Raw genomic sequence first — 18,906 nt, 5'->3', positions numbered from 1 at the left:
TTTGACTATTGTTCAACGGTTTATAATTAATAAAATAGTTGTAAAGCTATTTAACCTGAGATCTGCTTAAGCGATAACTAATGCGTTAAGCTCTACGTCAGTTAAATTAAGGTGTGGCTTATTTTCTTTAAAGCAATAAGCCACCAATCCAGCCACTAAATTCAACATAAAGCCGTTCATACTCCGATGTCTCGAATGTTCAATGAAGGATATATTCTTGAGTTGGTCATTAATTGTTTCGATTATAAAACGCTTTGAAAGCATCGCTCTATCCCATAATGACATCGCTTTTGCCTTCATATTTTTGCGAACCGTCGTGATCAGCTTTACCCCTTTATCGAGCAAATCCGCTTCTAAAGCCTTACTTAAATATCCTTTATCACCGTATAATTTATCCGTCAGGCAGCTCGCTAATTCGCGGACTGGTTGAGTATCATGTACATTTCCTGTTGTCACTTTCGCAGCAACAATTTCACCATGATGATTAACGATTAAATGCAGCTTGAAACCATAAAACCATCCCATCGTTCCTTTACCTCGCTGGGCTATTCCATCAAAGGTCTTGTGTCTTGGAATACGAATGTTATGGCAGACCTTAATAGATGTAGAATCAATGAATTCAACGCCTGTGGGTTTACCTTTAAGTGAAGTGAAATAAGCACACATTGGCACAATTACTCTCGGCATAACGGCTAGAAATCGTGTGTAACTGAGTAAGTTAGGAAATTCACTTTTGTACATAAGTGATACATAACCAAGGTAGTAGTTTTTGAAATCACGATGATGTGACATGTGAAAACTAATAACAATAGTCATAATTTCACTGGTCGTCATACGGCCTGCTCGCTGACGTTTTTGGGTGCCATCTTCGAGTAATTGTTTTTTCCATTGGGGTATAAATACTTTGCAAAAATCATCGACATCGCAAAACAATTCAACTAATTTAATCATGCCTGTTCCTTGTTTATCCAATCGTTCTTGGTCGAAAGATCGGATCTCGGAACAGGCATTTAGTTCAATTTCTTAAACGAGATTCAGGTTATTTAGCTATTTCTGCAATATACTCTTGGAGTTTAGCTTCAGCATTATCTTTACCAAATAAAATTTGGCAAACCTCTTGTAAACCGGGATCAGAGAGAATATCTTCACTTTTTACAACCAGTGAAATTTTAGAACGTCGACGTAAAAAGTCACTGAGTTTAGTTATCATTTCTCGTTCAGCTGCGTGCTCAATTTCTACACGTAAGTACTCGGAATTTTTAATCAGAAGTTCGCCTTTTTCAGGAGATTCGCGAATTTTTTCGAGCATATTAATTGCATTTCTACCGTAACGTCTCCAAAACCGCTTAGTAAGTGCCTCAGTTGATGTTTTTGGTGTTAAGCCGTCTAAATTCATCAATTTTGCACGGTGCATAAACTCATTTTTGACGGTATCATCAGCTTCGCCATACCATTTGTAATCTTTGTAAGGCAGTTTCACACCTAAGTTAGTAACTAAATTAGCGACCTCATCGCCGACATTAATACAATCAGTTAGCTTGCCGCCAAAAATAGAAAGGTATTTTTGGTCACTATTGGTATCAATTGCGTGTTTACGCGATAACTGTACCCAGTCAGCCTTGCCATTTCCATCTTTTTTAATTGCTAATGGCCTGACTCCACAACGCTCAGCTATAATGTCGTCTTTTGTGAGCGGTTTTTCTAGTTTTAATAATTTATTTACATTATCAAGCACAAAGTTTCTATCTTCATTAGTCACTTGTGAGTGAGGATCATGAACTTGTGTATCAGTTGTGCCAATGCAAGTTTTAGGTCCCATCGGGATCACAAAAAACAGTCGCCCATCGTCTGCAAAAAACGTCAGTACTTTCTTACTATTAGTGATTTTATCAACAATAAGGTGAATACCTTTTGAAAATACATGATGATGCGCTGTATTCTGACTATTTATGTTATTGATCGGATCAACGAACGGGCCCGCCGCGTTAATAATAACTTTAGAACGTATAGAAAATGTTTTTTTAGATATCTCATCTATTGCATTTGTGGTCCAAATTTCATTAGAACGAGTTGACCCGGTCGAACTGACATAGTTAGCGGCAATACAACCATGACTCATACTCGAGCGAATAAAGTTGAAAACAAAGCGAGCATCGTTATCTAATAAAAAGCTGTCTGAATATTCAAATCCAGCCTCAACATTGTTTGTATTGATGACAGGTTCTAATGATTTTATTTTTTTTGCACTAAGGTATTGAGGCGATTTTGTAAAAAAACGTCCCATAAACCAATAGAGAATAGTCCCTAAATAAACAAAGAATGCAGGGAACCGAAAGCCTTTTTGAATACTTGTAAAAAAACGAATTTCTTTGACTGTAGAAGGATAGCTACGCATTAAATGATTTCTACTTTTACAAAGTTTATTCACCAAATTGTATTCATGACTTTCTAAATATTTTATGCCACCCCAAGCTAAGTTTGATGAGTTTGAACTAGTGAAACCAGCGAAGTCGCCTTTATCTATTAAGGCAACTTTAGCACCCTTAGCGGCTAAAGAAGCCGCCGATACAGCACCATTAATACCTCCTCCAATAATTAAAACATCATAGATATCTAGAGGAAGCTTTCTAATATTATTGTCTCTAAGTTGACTCATTTGTTAAATTTCCTATTTTAAATATCAAGCCATTTAAATCAGCTTAATTAAATTATATCTACCTAAGGTAGGCTATACAAAGCGCATATTGAGTTTAACCATTTATACAAAGTTATATGTTGCGTATTAAAACGTAATAAATGGCATTTATAGTCTTATTGAATTGACACAAGTGAATTTTTCAAAAATTAAAACCTCATTAGCTCTATTAACAAAGAAAAATTTGCAAATTTAAGGTTACGCATGTTTTTTAATTTTCTTTTCAATAAAGATAATAGTCATACCGAACATTTACAAACATTAAACTACATAAAAGAAAATAGATCCACTTGTTTTGAAGGTTCAAAGAAGTTGGAAAGATAAGGGGGGGCTCGAATGGTTTTACTTCAACCATTTAAAACAGTATAGACTATTGAATTGTCAGTATTATTGAGTTTTATTAGATAAAATAAGTCTACTGATGGTTAATTACACTCTGTTGATAAAACCAAGATAAAGGATTTGCATTAACTAGGCTGGGTACAGCTAATGTAAATAAAAGTACATAAGACTGTTATGATATCCCTTTAATTAGCTATATGAAGTTTGACATTATGCTCATCAAGTAAACTAAGAATACTTTTAGGTGGTGTAGAATCTGTAATAAAATCATCAGCTTGAGAGATATTGCCTAATCTTACCATCGCGTAGCGACCAAATTTAGAATGGTCTGCAGCAAGTAAGACTTTGCGTGAGTTTTCAATGATTGCTTGCGCTACGCGAACTTCTCGGTAGTCGAAATCAAGTAAAGCCCCGTTTTCTTCTATACCACTGATACCTATAATGCCAAAATCCATCCGAAATTGGTTAATGAAATCTTCTGTTGCTTCACCAATAATCCCACCATCTCGGTGTCTAACTTCTCCACCTGCGATAAGCACCGAAAAATCTTTTTTAACACCTAATATAGCCGCAACATTAAGGTTGTTCGTTACCACTTTCAAATTTTCATGGCCGAGAAGTGCTTTAGCTATTGTTTCTGTTGTAGTGCCTATGTTTATAAATAAGGAAGAGCCATTAGGTATCATGCTCACTAAGTGCTGTGCTATTTTTTGTTTAGCTTCTAGATCCATAATTTTCCGAGTTTTATACGCTGTATTCTGAATACTTGAAATAGCACTCGCACCACCATGATGACGCCTTAATTTATTGAAATTAGAAAGATAATTTAGATCTCGCCTTATTGTTTGAGGTGTAACTTTATAGTGACTTACTAATTCTTCAATAGAAATTGAATCTCTTTCTTTTAATAATTTTAATATAGATTCGTGTCTCTGGTCTTGAGTCATTTTTTTCGCAATTTTAGATCTAGTTAATGGTAAATTATAAATTAAAAAGTAACGAATGCATATCACATAAATAGTTATATATTAAAACTGTATTTTTGTTGTTTTTTTGTTGCATTTAGCAATTAATCCATGTAATAGTACAAAAACGAAAATAACCGAAAGTAAAATGAAAAAATGAATAATTATATCCTTTCAATTGATCAAGGTACGACTAGCTCGCGAAGTGTATTATTCGATTTAGATGGCAATATTGCATACCTAGAACAACAAGAGTTTGAACAACACTTTCCTAAAGATGGTTATGTAGAACATAAACCAGAAGATATTTGGGCTTCTGTACAACAGACAATAACCGCTGTAATGAAACACTTAGATCCTCAACGTGATAAAGTTATTGCTATTGGTATTACTAACCAACGTGAAACGACAATTGTGTGGGATAAAATTACTGGTGAACCCATTTATAACGCGATAGTTTGGCAAGATAGACGTACATCAGAGCTATGTAATCGTTTAAGAGTTGCCGAAAAAGAAGATTTAATTATAAAAAAGACGGGTCTACTAATAGACCCATATTTTTCTGCAACTAAAATAAATTGGATTTTAGAAAACTGCCCTAACGCAAGAGAAAAAGCAGAAAAAGGCGATTTAATTTTTGGTACTGTCGATACTTATTTATTGTGGAAATTGACAAGCGGAAAAGAACATCGTACAGACGCAACTAATGCTTCACGCACTATGTTATTTAATATTCATACACAAGAGTGGGATAGTGAATTACTTGAGCTACTAGATGTGCCAGTAAAGATGTTACCAGAAGTAATGGATACATCAGATGATTTTGGTATCGCAGATGAGCGTTATTTAGGTTACGAAGTTCCTATTTTAGCTATGGCAGGGGACCAACAAGCCGCGCTATTTGGGCAAACATGTTTTCAATCAGGAATGGCCAAAAGTACCTATGGAACAGGGTGCTTTATGATGGTTAACACAGGCGATAAAGTTCTTGAATCTAAAAATAGACTTCTCAGTACGGTGGCTTATAGATTAAATGGAAAACCAACATATGCGCTAGAGGGAAGTATTTTTATTGCAGGTGCAGCAATTCAATGGCTTAGAGATGGCTTACAATTAATCCAAAAAGCTGACGAAACAGAATTACTTGCAAATAATACTTCGCTAGATCACGGTATTTATATGGTTCCTGCTTTTACAGGCTTAGGTGCTCCTTATTGGGATTCCGATGCGCGAGGTGCCATTTTCGGCTTAACCCGAGATACTGGTATAAAAGAGATCGTAACAGCAGGGCTACAGTCAGTTTGTTTCCAGACAAAGGATCTTCAAAAGGCGATGGAAGCAGATGGCGTAAGGCCGCAGGTACTAAAGGTTGATGGTGGCATGGTAATAAATAGTTGGCTTATGCAGTTTTTGTCTGATGTTTTAGGTGCGGAAGTTGACCGTTCAACCATAAGTGAAACAACTGCCTTAGGTGTAGCATATTTAGCTGGTCTTAAAGCTGGTGTTTTCCCATCGCTTGAGTCATTAGCAGCGAGCTGGAATTGCGATAGACGATTTGTACCTAATATGACTAAGTTAAAGCGTGATGAGCTATATGCTGGCTGGTGTAATTCAGTTAAAAAAGTGCAAAGCGGCGGCGAATAATTTGGATTAGCTATAAAACCATACCAACTTAGTTAGGGTTTATTACTGTAGGTTATTTTTCTATAACACGACTATAAACTCTAAGCGTAAAAATAATAATATTTATACAAATTTTTGGTTATTTGAAACATGTAGAATAGTTTCAAAATATTCATTGCTTACAGTTATGTAATAAATATTATTAAGGTTGGTTTTATTTTTATTAGTAATAAGGAATATAAAAATGACACCTTTCTTAGCAGAAATATTAGGAACTGCACTGCTTATTTTAGTTGGAGGCGGGGTTGTTGCGAATGACATACTAAAAAAAACATTAGGCAACGGCGGCGGTTGGATGACGATTACTACAGCTTGGGCACTTGGGGTATTTATCGGTGTGGTTGTTGCTGGCCCCTATAGTGGCGCGCATCTGAACCCTGCAGTAACAATAGGCTTAGCTGTAGCTGGATCATTTCCATGGGCTGAAGTTCCAAGTTATATTCTTGCAGAATTTATTGGCGCAATGATTGGTGCTTCGTTAGTTTATGCAATTTATAAGGATCACTTCGATGCTACTGAAGATCCTACGCTAAAACGAGCTGTTTTTTGTACAGAACCGGCTATACCAAACACGTTTAGAAATATACTCAGTGAGGTAATAGGGACTTTTGTTTTATTAATTTGTGTATTTTGCTTCTCTTCAGCTGAAATTGATGATGGCTCAGGAGTAAAAATAGGTTTAGGTTCAATAGGTGCAATTCCAGTAGCTTTTGTTGTTTGGGGTATAGGGCTTTCTTTGGGTGGAACTACAGGATATGCAATAAATCCAGCTCGAGATTTAGGCCCCCGTATTGTGCACTTTTTATTACCAATAAAAGGAAAAATTGATAGTAATTGGAGTTACTCATGGATCCCAGTGCTTGGTCCAGTGGTAGGTGGTGTTTTAGCTGCTTTATTTTATATTTCTATTAAATAAAAGTTTATTATAAAACAACAGCAATTAGTATGGTTATTATAAAAAGGGCGCACAGCCCTTTTTTACTAGTATATTTATAATTAAAGCCTATAATTTATATTATGTTAAATTGGTTCTTGCTTGTTAAAGTGGGCGTAGTTGCACGAACTAGTCCACTTTTAGAAGGGTTTTAAGGTCTTAATTTAGCTCAGAATCTACCCAGAATTTAGTGCCTTTCAGTACGGCCTGTAATGCTAGGCCATTTTCGGTTAATGAATAAACAGTTACTTGATCTGCAATGGCTTCGGCAACAAGCGCACCGCCTTTATCTTGGTATTTTGCTGCTGCATCTGCATTGCCACCGAAGGCCCAACCATGTTCAATAAAACGATTTAACGCAGTTTGGTTATGAAAAACCATTACAACATTAAAGTCTTTAACACCTAAACCAAGTCCTAAACCGGCTTCACCCATGTTCATATAAGTTGATTTACCCGTTAAATTATTTTTAACTACACCATAGCCGCCACCAAAGCTGGCTAAAATAACATTGACATTAGCATTATCAAATACTGCATAACCAGCGGCATTTTTAATTTGCTCTTTAACAACATCTGGTTTTTCTTTGTATAATTTACTGAGTGTATCTGCACGCATATTTTGCACTAAATTACGCTTTTCAGTTGGAGAAGCACTACCTGTTGTAGCACAACCAGACAGGACTAATGTAAGTGCAACTAAACTTAAAACTACTATTAACTTTTTCATATGCCTTCCTTAAATCAGCAACATTGCTTTGGTATTATCTGATTAGCTTAATAATATAATCATTCGCTAAGTCCAATACTAGACAGTATCGGACTTTAAAGCTAAACTGTAACTACTTTATTTTATTAGAAATAACTATATTATGCTTGTTGCTTTGGTCGATACATTAAAACAATTACGGTATCAAATTGCCCATCTTGAAGATGATACAATGCAATCAGAATACCCTGAACTTGCCACCTTTATACAGCAAGTTGGCTTGATTGTCGCTGAATCTAAGCAAGAATTAGTCTTTTTGTATCAATTTTTATATGTTTATGGTCGAAAATCAGAAGCGACCTATAATCGTTTTCGTAACGAACTTGAACGCTTTTACCTATGGTCTTGGTTAGTCGCAGAAAAATCAGTATTTGAATTAAAACGTGAAGACATAGAAGCCTATGTCGATTTTATGGTCGAACCCGATAAAAGTTGGGCCATGACTTCAGTGCAATGGCGCTATAAAGATGAGCAAGGGATCCGTAGATTAAACGAAAATTGGCGCCCTTTTATGCTCAAAGAATCTATTGCTAGCCAACAAACATTAGCGGCTATGTTTACTGCTTTAAATGTATTTTACAAGTTTGCTATTTTAGAAGAAAAAACCTTTGCTAACTTTGTACCGGTTGTAAAAAAGAATAGCCCTTATTTAGTTGTGCAATCACAAATAAAAATTCCTGATACCTTGAGTGATATTCAATGGGAATATGTATTTGGTGTCACACGTGATAAGTGTGAGCAACAACCTGATCTTGAAAGAAATTTATTTACCTTAGCGTGTTTAAAAGGTCTTTATTTACGGATCTCTGAACTATCAGAGCGACCACAATGGTCGCCTGTTATGTCTCATTTTTGGCAAGATAATGATGGCTTTTGGTTTTTAAGAATTATGGGTAAAGGAAATAAATTACGCGATGTCACACTCAGTGAAGATTTTGTAACTTATTTAAAACGTTATAGGTTATACAGAGGTTTACCGGCCCTGCCCCGCGTTGATGAATCTGATCCATTGGTGCATAAAATTCGTGGCCAAGGCGGAATGACCGTTAGACAAATTCGTCGTTTAGTTCAACAAAGTTTTGATTTAGCTAAAAAATCTTTACTTGATGACGGCTTTACTGATGATGCCGAACAACTAGAATCGGCAACTGCGCATTGGCTAAGACATACTGGTGCTACGCATGATGCACAAACGCGTCCTTTAAAACATTTATCGGAAGATTTAGGACATGCAAAAATTGCCACCACCGATCAAATATATATTCAGACAAATATCAAAGAACGAGCAAAATCAGGATTTAAAAGGAAAATATAAATGGAATATGTTGTATTAGCCGCTGTGGGTTTAGCCTTTTTAATGTATTCATTATCTATGCATCAATTAGAGCGAGCAGAAATTACCGGACCTATGTTTTTTGTTATAATCGGTGCGTTGATCGGGTTCATGCTACCAAATAAAACGGCTTATTTAACCAGAGACTTAGACCACTTATTACCTTTAATAGAATTAACACTGAGCATATTTTTATTTACTGATGCGGCAAAAACCAAACTAACAGTTTTAAAACATAGTTTTCAATACCCTAGCCTATTACTTTTTGTTGCTTTACCACTTACCTTGTTTGCTGGAATTATTATTGCGAGTTTAATGTTTACCCAGCTCACACTGATCCAAGCAGCACTAGTTGCAATAATATTAACGCCGACAGATGCAGCGCTTAGTAAAGGATTATTAAATAGCAGTGCGGTGCCTGAAAAAATTCGGGAAGGGATCAATACTGAAAGTGGTTTAAACGATGGTTTATGTGTGCCAATATTTTTAGTCTTGATGTTGTTAGCAAAAGAGCCTGCATCTACATTTTCGGTTTTTGATACGGTCATTGTTTTTGCGCGTGAATTAGGTGTGGCTATTCTGGTTGCAGTTGCTGCAATGGGATTGATCATTCCCGCGATTAAGTTTGTCATGCAACGTCATTATTTTTCAAATAATAGTAGCCCATTTTTAGTGGTTGGTATGGCAATGGCCATTTTTTCAATCGCACAAAGTTTGCATAGCAGTGGTTTTATTGCGGTGTTTGTTGCTGGATTAATTTTTGATAGATTTACCGATCAGGATTTACGCTTAAAACTCGTTGAAGATAGTGAACACATCGCTGACTTTACTGGTTTGTTGATCTGGTGTTTATTTGGTTTTGTGTGCAGCTATTTAGTTTTGCCAGAATTATCATGGGCACTTGCTGTATTTGCACTACTGAGTACAACGCTTATTCGAATTATCCCTGTGATGTTGTCATTACAATTTACTAAATTAAAAATGAAAGAACGTTTTACTTTTGCTTGGTTTGGCCCGAGAGGCTTAGCATCTATTGTATTTACTTTAATGGTGATCGATAGCGGCATCGAAAATAAATACTTTATAGCTACGATTGCTATGACAACTATTTTATTTAGTGTTTTTATTCATGGTATGAGCACCAAGCCTATTGCTGATAGTTATTTAAAATAAAAATCACGATATAAAAAATGCCGCATTCCTTTTTAAAAAGCGTGCGGCATTTTTATATTAAATGTTATTGCTTAGCTTATCTGCTAGTAGTTCTATTGGGTGTTTTGGTTTGAATTTTTCATAGCGTTTAACTTGGCTACGACAAGAAAAACCGGTTGCTAATAATTGCTCAGGTTTATTTTTCTCTACAACACCTTGCCAACTCATTTCATATAATGCTCGAGAGTTTTTCTGGTTTTGCGCTTCATGGCCATATGTCCCCGCCATACCGCAACACCCTGTTGCTGTTGTATGAAGTTTTAGGCCTAAGTCAGTAAAAATTGTTTGCCAAACATTTGCTGCTTTTGGTAATGCGGTTGTTTCAGTACAATGACTTAATAACGTAAAAGTTATATCGCTATCAACTTTGTTAGCTAATGATTTAAAAGATTGTGTTGCTAACCATTCATGAGCAAGGAGCACTTCAAACTCACCACGTTCATCCGCTAAAATAGAATTATATTCATCCCGATAACACATTACTAATGATGCATCTAAACCTACAAGTGGTGCATTTATTTCAGATAATGAATTTAAAAATGTCGCTGCATTTTTTGCTGTGATCTTAAATTCATTTAAAAAACCTTTAACGTGTTGCGGTTTTCCATTTGGCTTAAACGGTAACAGTATTGGCTTCTTGCCTAGTGCGGAAATTATTTTTATAAAACTTTCTACCAGCTCAGCTTCATAAAAACTGGTAAACGGATCTTGCACAATTAGTACATACTCACTTTGTTGCTCGGGAGTTAAGCCTGAAAGTTGTGCAAAATTAAATTCGTGTGTTTTAGTAATCCGTTTTGTTAAACGTGGTGAACTAAGCACGGGTGTATCAACATAGCCAACAGATTTTTTTATTAATGAGCTGACTAATTTAGTTTTTACAATTGGGTTTATTACATTTGAAAATTTGGCCATTAATGGTGCACTGGCTTCAATATTACCGACTAGATAATCTTTAAGTGGGCGCGCGTAGTAACTGTGATAATAATTTAAAAAACGTGATCTAAAAGTCGGCACATCAACTTTTATTGGGCACGCTGTGGTACATGCTTTACACGCTAAACACTCATCCATTGAGGCTTTAACTTCATGAGAAAAATCATATACGCCTTTCTTTTTATCGCGGCTATGTTGAAAACGTTCCCACCAGGTGATCACTTCACCTTTATTAAGTTCTTTTTCAACCTCAATTAAATCAATCTCTTTTGCTTCTTGTAAACGCAGCCATTCGCGCATTAAACTTGCGCGACCTTTAGGTGAATTACGACGATCACCGGTTACTTTATATGATGGGCACATAGGAGAGTTTTCATCATAGTTAAAGCAAATACCATTGCCATTGCATGTCATTGCATTATTAAAACTAGTTTTAACATCAACCGAAATTTGTCTGTCGAACCACGCACGCTTTTGATCATCAACGCTAACGAGTGAGTCCTTACTTTCAATTGGAGTACATATTTTACCGGGATTAATCCTATTGTTAGGATCAAAAGCTGATTTTATAAGTCGTAATTGCTTAAATAAATGCTCACCAAAAAACTCAGGGCCATATTCACTTCTATACCCCTTACCGTGCTCGCCCCACATTAAACCACCGTATTTAGCGGTGAGTTTAACAACTTCATCAGAGATCACTCGCAGTAATTTTTCTTGTTTGGGATCACACATATCAAGTGCCGGTCTAACATGTAATACACCGGCATCAACATGACCAAACATACCATATTGTAAATTATGGCTATCGAGCAAAGCTCTAAATTCAACAATATAATCTGCAAGATTCTCAGGTGGTACGGCGGTGTCTTCAGCAAACGCTAAAGGTTTTTGTGCGCCTTTAACATTACCCAACAAGCCAACTGATTTTTTACGCATGGCATAAATTTTTAAAATATCAGCCTTACTGCTGGTAAGTTGATAACCAATTACGCCATTTTTTTGTTGTGCAACGCAATCATCGAGTAATGCACATAGTGACTCAACTTTGTCTTTTATGTCATCAGGCGATACAGCATTAAACTCAACCATGTTAAGCCCTTGCATATCTTTATTTGGCACATCGGTTATTAAGTCCGATACTGAATGCCAAATAATATCTTCACGTGCAAGATTTAAAACTTTGCTGTCAACGGTTTCAACTGAGGTAGCACGGGCATCGACCAAGAATGGTGAATGACGCAGGGCCGAGTCAAAGCTATCATACTTGATGTTGATTAAGGTTTTGAATTCAGCAATAGGTGTGATGTTTAATTTAGCTTCAGTAACAATACCAAGCGAACCTTCTGAGCCAGTTATCAGCCTACTCATATCAAAAGTTTGTAAGTCATCACTTAGCACATGCTCTAGGTCATATCCGGTTAAAAAGCGATTTAAACGTGGAAACTTGGCTAAAATTGCATCCCGCTCAGACAAACAAATATCAATCACTGTGGCGTACAATTTACCGATTGTTGTGTTTTGTTCGGCAATTAGTTTGGCTTTATCAATGTCTATTGGTGTCGTTGACATTTGTGTGCCATCGACTAAATAAGTGGTAAGTCCTAAAACATGATCGCTCGTTTTACCATACACCAGTGAGCCTTGCCCTGATGCATCGGTATTAACCATTCCGCCGATTGTTGCGCGATTACTCGTTGATAAATCAGGTGCAAAGAAAAATCCATAAGGGCGTAAAAAATCATTTAGTTGATCTTTAATCACGCCCGTTTGCACTCTAACCCAACCTTCTTCAGGATTAATTTCGAGGATTTCTCGCATATAACGTGATAAATCGACTACGATCCCGGGAGTTAATGATTGACCGTTGGTGCCTGTACCACCGCCGCGTGGTCCAAAAGTTAGCGATAGATAAGGGTCTTGTGCAGCAGTTTGCAGAGCAATTTGAATATCTTTTTCAGTTTTAGGAAAAATAACACTTTGCGGTAACTGCTGGTAAATACTGTTATCAGTTGATGCAGTTATACGAGTTGCATAACTTGCATCAGTATCACCAGTAAACCCTTGTTTAATTATAGTTTTTAAGTAACTTGCGACTAAATCGGTCGTGGCATCTTGTTGGCTAATAGTTGCTATCATGACGGTAGTAAATTAAGGCATTTGTTCGATTATATCATGCTAAAGAGCAATAGAAATTGAAGATTTTACAGTTTGTAACACTCTTTTTATCGTTAAAAGGCTGTGATTACTTATACTCGTAGTAGATGCTTTATTGTGAGGGAATTGAAATGAAAAAATGTGTATTAGTTTTAGTCGGCAGTTTATTTATGTTGCTGGGATTATTTTTTGCTGTTGTACCTGGCCCTTCTTTGATCTTTTTTATTGCAGGGCTTATGTGTTTCTCTTTTTATTACCCTAAAGCACGCCATTATTTAGCAATTTGCCAAAAAGCGCTGACAAAATCTTGCGCGTTCTTAGATAAGAAGTTAGCACGATAAAAGTTATAAAAAAGCTATAACATATTGAGTAAACAAAAATGCCAGCAATAACGCTGGCATTTTTTATACTTTAACGATTATTTTGCTAATTTTTTAGCAAGGTATAACCAAGTTTCAAGTACTGTATCTGGGTTTAGTGAAACAGAGTCAATACCCTGCTCTACTAACCATGCAGCAAAGTCTTCATGATCTGAAGGACCTTGACCACAAATACCTACATATTTACCTTTTTCTTTCGCTGTTTTAATAGCCATAGAAAGTAGCTTTTTGATTGCAGGGTCGCGCTCATCAAATAGGTGGGCAATTAAACCTGAATCGCGGTCAAGACCAAGCGTTAACTGAGTTAAATCGTTAGAGCCGATAGAGAAACCATCGAAGTATTCTAAGAATTCTTCAGCCATTAATGCGTTTGACGGAAGCTCACACATCATGATTACTTTAAGACCATTTTCGCCACGTTTAAGGCCGTGTTCTTCAAGTAGTTCAATAACGCGTTTACCTTCTTCAAGGGTACGTACGAATGGGATCATGATTTCGATGTTGGTCATATCCATGCTGTTTCTTACGCGTTTTATTGCTTCACACTCAAGTGCAAAACAATCACGGAAGTCTTCAGAGATATAACGTGCAGCGCCTCGGAAACCAATCATTGGGTTTTCTTCTTCTGGCTCGTATTGCTGGCCGCCTACTAAGTTAGCGTATTCGTTTGATTTAAAATCAGACATACGAACAATTACACGCTCTGGTGCAAACGCACAACCTAGGGTAGAAATACCTTCAACCAGTTTACCGATATAGAATTCAACAGGAGATTCGTAACCGGCAATCATGTCTGTGATTTCTGCTTTTAATGCATCTGTTTGTGCATCAAAATTTAATAACGCTTTAGGGTGGACGCCAATCATGCGGTTGATAATAAACTCAACGCGCGCAAGGCCAACACCTGAATGTGGTAAACGTGCAAAATCGAATGCGCGATCTGGGTTACCTACGTTCATCATCACTTTCATTGGAAGTTCAGGCATTTCGTCCACACGTGAAGTAAGTACTTCAAAGTCTAAAATACCTTCGTAGATGAAACCTGTATCCCCTTCGGCACATGATACAGTAACTTCTTGACCTGCTTTAATTAAGTCTGTTGCATTACCACAACCAACAACGGCTGGAATACCTAACTCACGTGCAATGATTGCAGCATGACATGTACGACCACCACGATTTGTAACAATCGCAGCCGCGCGTTTCATGATAGGTTCCCAATCAGGGTCTGTCATGTCGGTAACTAAAATGTCACCTACTTGTACTTGGTCCATCTCTTTGATTGAATCAAGTACACGTACAACACCACTACCAATTTTATGACCAATTGCACGGCCTTCAACAACAACATTGCTGCTGCCATTTAGTTGGAAGCGTTCCATTACGTTTGTGTCTTCGTTTGAGCGAACAGTTTCTGGACGCGCTTGAACTATATAAAGTTTGCCATCGTTACCATCTTTTGCCCATTCGATGTCCATTGGACGACCATAATGCTTTTCAATGATTACAGCTTGTTTAGCAAGATCTTGCACTTCTTCATCTGTAATCGAAAATTTGTTTGAAAGTGCTGAGTCTACGTCAACAATTTCTACTTGTTTGCCATGAGCTTTGTCTTGAGAGTAAATCATTTGAATGGCTTTAGAGCCAATGTTACGACGTACTACAGCTGGCTTGTTTTTAAGTAGCGTTGGTTTATGAACATAAAATTCATCTGGGTTAACCGCACCCTGTACAACCATTTCACCCAAACCATAACTTGATGTGATAAAGACTACATCTTCAAAGCCCGATTCAGTATCAATACTGAACATAACACCTGATGCTGATTTATCAGAGCGTACCATGCGTTGAATACCCGCTGATAACGCTACACCACGGTGATCGTAGCCTTGGTGAACACGATAAGAAATAGCGCGGTCGTTAAATAACGAAGCGAATACGTGTTTAATAGCAGTCATTACAGAATCAATACCAACAACGTTTAAGAACGTTTCTTGTTGGCCTGCAAACGAGGCGTCTGGCATATCTTCAGCAGTAGCTGATGAACGAACAGCGAATGAAACATCGTCTTCTGCATTGCCGTGGAGTTGGCTGTATGCATCGCGGATTGCTTTATCTAGACTAGGTTGGAATGGGGTATCGATAATCCACTGACGGATATCGGCGCCGACTTTGGCGAGTGTGTTTACATCATCAACATCAAGAGTATCTAAAATGTCGTGAATTTTTGCGTTGAGTCCTGATTGCTCTAAAAACTCGTTAAAAGCGTCTGAGGTAGTAGCAAAACCACCTGGGACTTGCACACCTGCGTTGGCTAAGTTTGAAATCATTTCACCAAGTGAGGCATTTTTACCACCAACTCGAGGAACATCTTGCATACCAAGCTCTTGATACCAGAGAACGTATTCTTGCACGGATCTTTCTCCAAAAAACAAATTGTAGTACTAACTGTGAGAGTTAAGAAAGAAAACCTTTTATAAAGGTCGCCCCCATTCTACACTGGCAAACGTCCTCACGTAAACCGTGATACACTTATTTTAAAATTAAATGTAATAAAAAAGAGGCTTTATGAGAACTGCGTTTTATATTTCAGATGGCACGGCAATCACATCTGAAGTGTTTGGTCATGCGACCTTGTCTTTATTTCCTGTCGAATTTAATCATAAAACTATTCCTTTTGTTGAAACTGAAAAAAAAGCGAACGAAATAAAAGCAATTATCAATGCAACTGCACAGCGTGAAGGTGAAAAACCACTGGTATTTTTTACTTTCGTTAACCATAACTTAAGTGAAATTATTCGTTCATCAAACGCGGTTACTTATGATTTTTTAACTACTTTTAGTGAGAAAATAGAGCAAGAGATCAAAGTTGCACCTGTGCCTAAAATTCATCGTACTCATTCAATGCATGAAAAAAGTTATGATTTTAGAATTGATGCTGTGAACTATGCGCTTACTAATGATGATGGTGCTAATATTAGCAACTATGCTGAAGCTGATATAATTTTAGTCGGCGTAAGTCGCAGTGGTAAAACGCCAACAAGCCTTTATTTAGCTCTGCAATACGGTATTAAAGCGGCTAACTACCCTATTACTGAAGAAGATCTAGATTCGGGTAAATTACCGCAGTGCTTAATTGCCTATAAAGAGAAGTTGTTTGGGCTAACTATTGATCCTGTGAGATTGGCTGATATTCGCCAACGCCGGATGGCTAATTCAAAATATGCTTCGCTTAAGCAATGTCGAATCGAAGTACGTGAAGTTGAAATGTTGTATAAAAAATATAAGTTGGCGTATTTAAATTCGACCCATCATTCTGTAGAAGAAATTTCAGCTAAGATCATTTCAGATACTAACCTTGAGCGACGTAAGTACTAACTTCAATTTAGCAAATTTTGTAATAAAAAGTAATATCGGATATTAAAAAAGCCGCATGTGCGGCTTTTAATTTTTTGGACTAACTTTACTTACGTGCGTCTTTTAATAAATCTGCAACCAAGAAGCCAAGTTCTAATACCTGATCAGCATTTAAACGTGGGTCACACTGAGTGCGATAGCGCTGTGCTAAATCGTCATCAGATAATCCATAAGCACCACCAGTACACTCTGTAACATGTTGGCCGGTCATTTCTAAATGAACACCACCTGCATACGAGCCCTCAGCTTTATGAACTGCGAAGAACTGGCTTATCTCACGTAAAATATTGTCAAAGCTTCGGGTTTTATACCCTGATGTCGCTTTTTCAGTATTTCCGTGCATTGGATCAGAACTCCAAATTACTTTACGGCCTTCTTGTTGAACGCGACGCACTAATGCTGGTAACTTTTCAGGAAGTATATCAGCACCCATACGTGTGATTAATGTTAAGCGCCCAGGGATGTTATCTGGATTAAGTGCATCAATTAAACGAATTAAGTCATCAGGATCCATTCCTGGTCCAACTTTTACCCCAATTGGATTTTTAATACCTTTAAAGAATTCGATATGGGCATGATCAAGTTGGCGAGTACGTTCACCAATCCAAACAAAATGTGCGGAGCAGTCATACCATTCGCCTGATAGATGATCTCGGCGAGTAAGCGCTTCTTCATACCCTAGTAATAACGCTTCATGAGAGGTATATAAATCAGTTTCTTTTAGGCTTGGTGCAATTGTTGAGTTAATACCACATACTTCCATAAACTCAAGCGCATCTTGGATCTTATCCGCAAGCTGTTGGTATTTTTCTTTCAGTGGGTTAGCGGCAACAAACCCCATGTTCCAACGATTTACCTGGTGTAAATCAGCAAGTCCACCTTGTGCGAATGCGCGTAATAAATTTAATGTTGCTGCACTGTGATGATAAGCCGTCATTAAGCGCTGTGGATCGGGAATACGCGCTTGTTCAGTAAACTCAAAATTATTTACGATATCACCACGGTATGAAGGTAAAGACACCCCATCAATGGTTTCTAAATCTGCTGAGCGTGGTTTAGCATATTGCCCTGCCATGCGCGCAATCTTAACTACAGGGCATTTACCGCCATAAGTAAGTACAACGGCCATCTGTAAAATTGTTTTAAATGTGTCACGAATATTAGCGGCATTAAAGTCACTAAATGATTCAGCACAATCACCACCTTGAAGTAAGAAGGCACGGCCTTCACAAACGTCTTCTAGTTGTTTAAATAAACTACGGGTCTCTTCTGCAAAGACCAGTGGCGGTGCACTTTTTAATTGGCCTTCGATTGTTTTAAGCGCTTCTTGATCTGGATACTGTGGCTGCTGAAGTATTGGGAGCTCTCTCCAGCTATTTGGGTTCCACGACTGCATATAATTTCCTCATTCCTACATTTACCTGATAGGTGAAATTAACGTATGCAGTGCCCCTGTTCAAGGACTATATTCGCTAATTATCAATTATTTAGTTATGAGATAAATATTATCGATGAATTGCACAGTTCTATCACACTTCCCCTTTTTTAAATATCAATTAAGTAACGTTTAACTTATTAATATAAAACATAAAATTAATTAACAGAGTAAGTTCCTAGTTAATTAATCAAAAGAGCTATGGATAACCAGACAAAAGAACACATCATACATAATCTGAAGTAATGCGTAACCTTAGCTTTACAGTCTTCATTCAATTATTTTAAATCAAAATAGCTGATACAAATTACTTTGTTTGAATTGTGCAGGCATATAGCCATAAACCTTCTAATGACTAACTAGAGGTCTTGTGCATAAACGCGGTATTTTTTCGGTTAATTCTCAATAAGCCAGTAATAGGTAATCTTGTATAAGTCAAAAGTCATATCCTTTATTTGCTAGTAGTTAACTGACCTCCGGCAAAGCCGGAGGCTTATTTGATTACGCCCTCAAAGGGCTAAAGAAAACGCCTAAGGTGTACTACACTTGAAACTTTAATTGATCTCGGTGTTCATCATCCTTTTCTTGGTTTCGAATATAATCTAAGCCATATTTTCATCTAAACCAACTGTCGATACAAAATAACCTT

13 protein-coding genes are annotated in these 18,906 nt (G+C 37.1%); 6 read left to right on the top strand and 7 right to left on the bottom strand.

Going from position 1 to position 18,906, the window contains the following annotated elements:
* Positions 1-66 precede the first annotated feature (66 nt).
* The 3 genes from J7338_RS17870 to J7338_RS17860 form a co-directional block, all read right to left on the bottom strand.
* Positions 67-951 (bottom strand): IS982 family transposase, encoded by an 885-nt coding sequence (locus J7338_RS17870; RefSeq protein WP_210798317.1) that lies wholly within the window; start codon positions 949-951, stop codon positions 67-69.
* Between the two features lie 88 nt (positions 952-1,039).
* A complete protein-coding gene (locus tag J7338_RS17865) occupies positions 1,040-2,656 on the bottom strand; it encodes a glycerol-3-phosphate dehydrogenase/oxidase (RefSeq protein ID WP_210798316.1) in 1,617 nt (538 codons plus the stop codon).
* Positions 2,657-3,222: 566 nt separating this feature from the next.
* Positions 3,223-3,984, bottom strand: coding sequence for a DeoR/GlpR family transcriptional regulator (locus J7338_RS17860; RefSeq protein WP_210798315.1), 762 nt, complete (start codon positions 3,982-3,984; stop codon positions 3,223-3,225).
* A 174-nt stretch (positions 3,985-4,158) separates the two neighbouring features.
* Here J7338_RS17860 and glpK point away from each other — a divergent pair, with 174 nt between their 5' ends.
* Together glpK and J7338_RS17850 are read left to right on the top strand one after the other, a co-directional pair.
* Complete coding sequence (glpK, locus tag J7338_RS17855; RefSeq protein ID WP_210798314.1) at positions 4,159-5,646, top strand: glycerol kinase GlpK; 1,488 nt, start codon at positions 4,159-4,161, stop codon at positions 5,644-5,646.
* 223 nt (positions 5,647-5,869) lie between these two features.
* The gene (locus J7338_RS17850) at positions 5,870-6,601 is read left to right on the top strand and encodes an MIP/aquaporin family protein (protein WP_210798313.1); all 732 of its coding nucleotides are present in this window, start codon (positions 5,870-5,872) and stop codon (positions 6,599-6,601) included.
* Positions 6,602-6,778: 177 nt separating this feature from the next.
* On the opposite strand, the gene J7338_RS17845 is transcribed toward J7338_RS17850, so the two are convergent.
* On the bottom strand, positions 6,779-7,348 hold the full coding sequence (locus J7338_RS17845; protein WP_210798312.1) for a lipid-binding SYLF domain-containing protein: 570 nt from the start codon (positions 7,346-7,348) through the stop codon (positions 6,779-6,781).
* A gap of 142 nt (positions 7,349-7,490) precedes the next feature.
* On the opposite strand from J7338_RS17845, the gene J7338_RS17840 reads away from it, so the two are divergent.
* Positions 7,491-8,702 carry a tyrosine-type recombinase/integrase gene (locus J7338_RS17840; protein WP_210798311.1) on the top strand — a complete coding sequence of 404 codons (1,212 nt, stop codon included), beginning with the start codon at positions 7,491-7,493 and terminating at the stop codon, positions 8,700-8,702.
* The gene (locus J7338_RS17835) at positions 8,703-9,893 is read left to right on the top strand and encodes a cation:proton antiporter (protein ID WP_210798310.1); all 1,191 of its coding nucleotides are present in this window, start codon (positions 8,703-8,705) and stop codon (positions 9,891-9,893) included. It begins immediately after the preceding gene.
* Between the two features lie 57 nt (positions 9,894-9,950).
* On the opposite strand, the gene ydiJ is transcribed toward J7338_RS17835, so the two are convergent.
* Positions 9,951-13,007, bottom strand: a complete 3,057-nt coding sequence (gene ydiJ / locus J7338_RS17830; protein WP_210798309.1) for a D-2-hydroxyglutarate dehydrogenase YdiJ — start codon at positions 13,005-13,007, stop codon at positions 9,951-9,953.
* A gap of 149 nt (positions 13,008-13,156) precedes the next feature.
* Here ydiJ and J7338_RS17825 point away from each other — a divergent pair, with 149 nt between their 5' ends.
* Positions 13,157-13,366, top strand: a complete 210-nt coding sequence (locus tag J7338_RS17825) for a PGPGW domain-containing protein (protein ID WP_210798308.1) — start codon at positions 13,157-13,159, stop codon at positions 13,364-13,366.
* A gap of 77 nt (positions 13,367-13,443) precedes the next feature.
* Here J7338_RS17825 and ppsA read toward each other — a convergent pair whose 3' ends face one another.
* Positions 13,444-15,819 (bottom strand): phosphoenolpyruvate synthase, encoded by a 2,376-nt coding sequence (gene ppsA, locus J7338_RS17820; RefSeq protein ID WP_210798307.1) that lies wholly within the window; start codon positions 15,817-15,819, stop codon positions 13,444-13,446.
* Positions 15,820-15,973: 154 nt separating this feature from the next.
* On the opposite strand from ppsA, the gene ppsR reads away from it, so the two are divergent.
* A complete protein-coding gene (gene ppsR / locus J7338_RS17815; protein ID WP_210798306.1) occupies positions 15,974-16,783 on the top strand; it encodes a posphoenolpyruvate synthetase regulatory kinase/phosphorylase PpsR in 810 nt (269 codons plus the stop codon).
* An 85-nt stretch (positions 16,784-16,868) separates the two neighbouring features.
* On the opposite strand, the gene J7338_RS17810 is transcribed toward ppsR, so the two are convergent.
* On the bottom strand, positions 16,869-18,218 hold the full coding sequence (locus J7338_RS17810) for a class II 3-deoxy-7-phosphoheptulonate synthase (protein WP_210798305.1): 1,350 nt from the start codon (positions 18,216-18,218) through the stop codon (positions 16,869-16,871).
* Between the last annotated feature and the right edge of the window lie 688 nt (positions 18,219-18,906).

This window comes from Pseudoalteromonas ostreae (genome assembly GCF_018069805.1).
In the GTDB taxonomy this organism is placed as follows: domain Bacteria; phylum Pseudomonadota; class Gammaproteobacteria; order Enterobacterales; family Alteromonadaceae; genus Pseudoalteromonas; species Pseudoalteromonas ostreae.
This window is presented reverse-complemented; position numbering and strand designations above follow the sequence as displayed.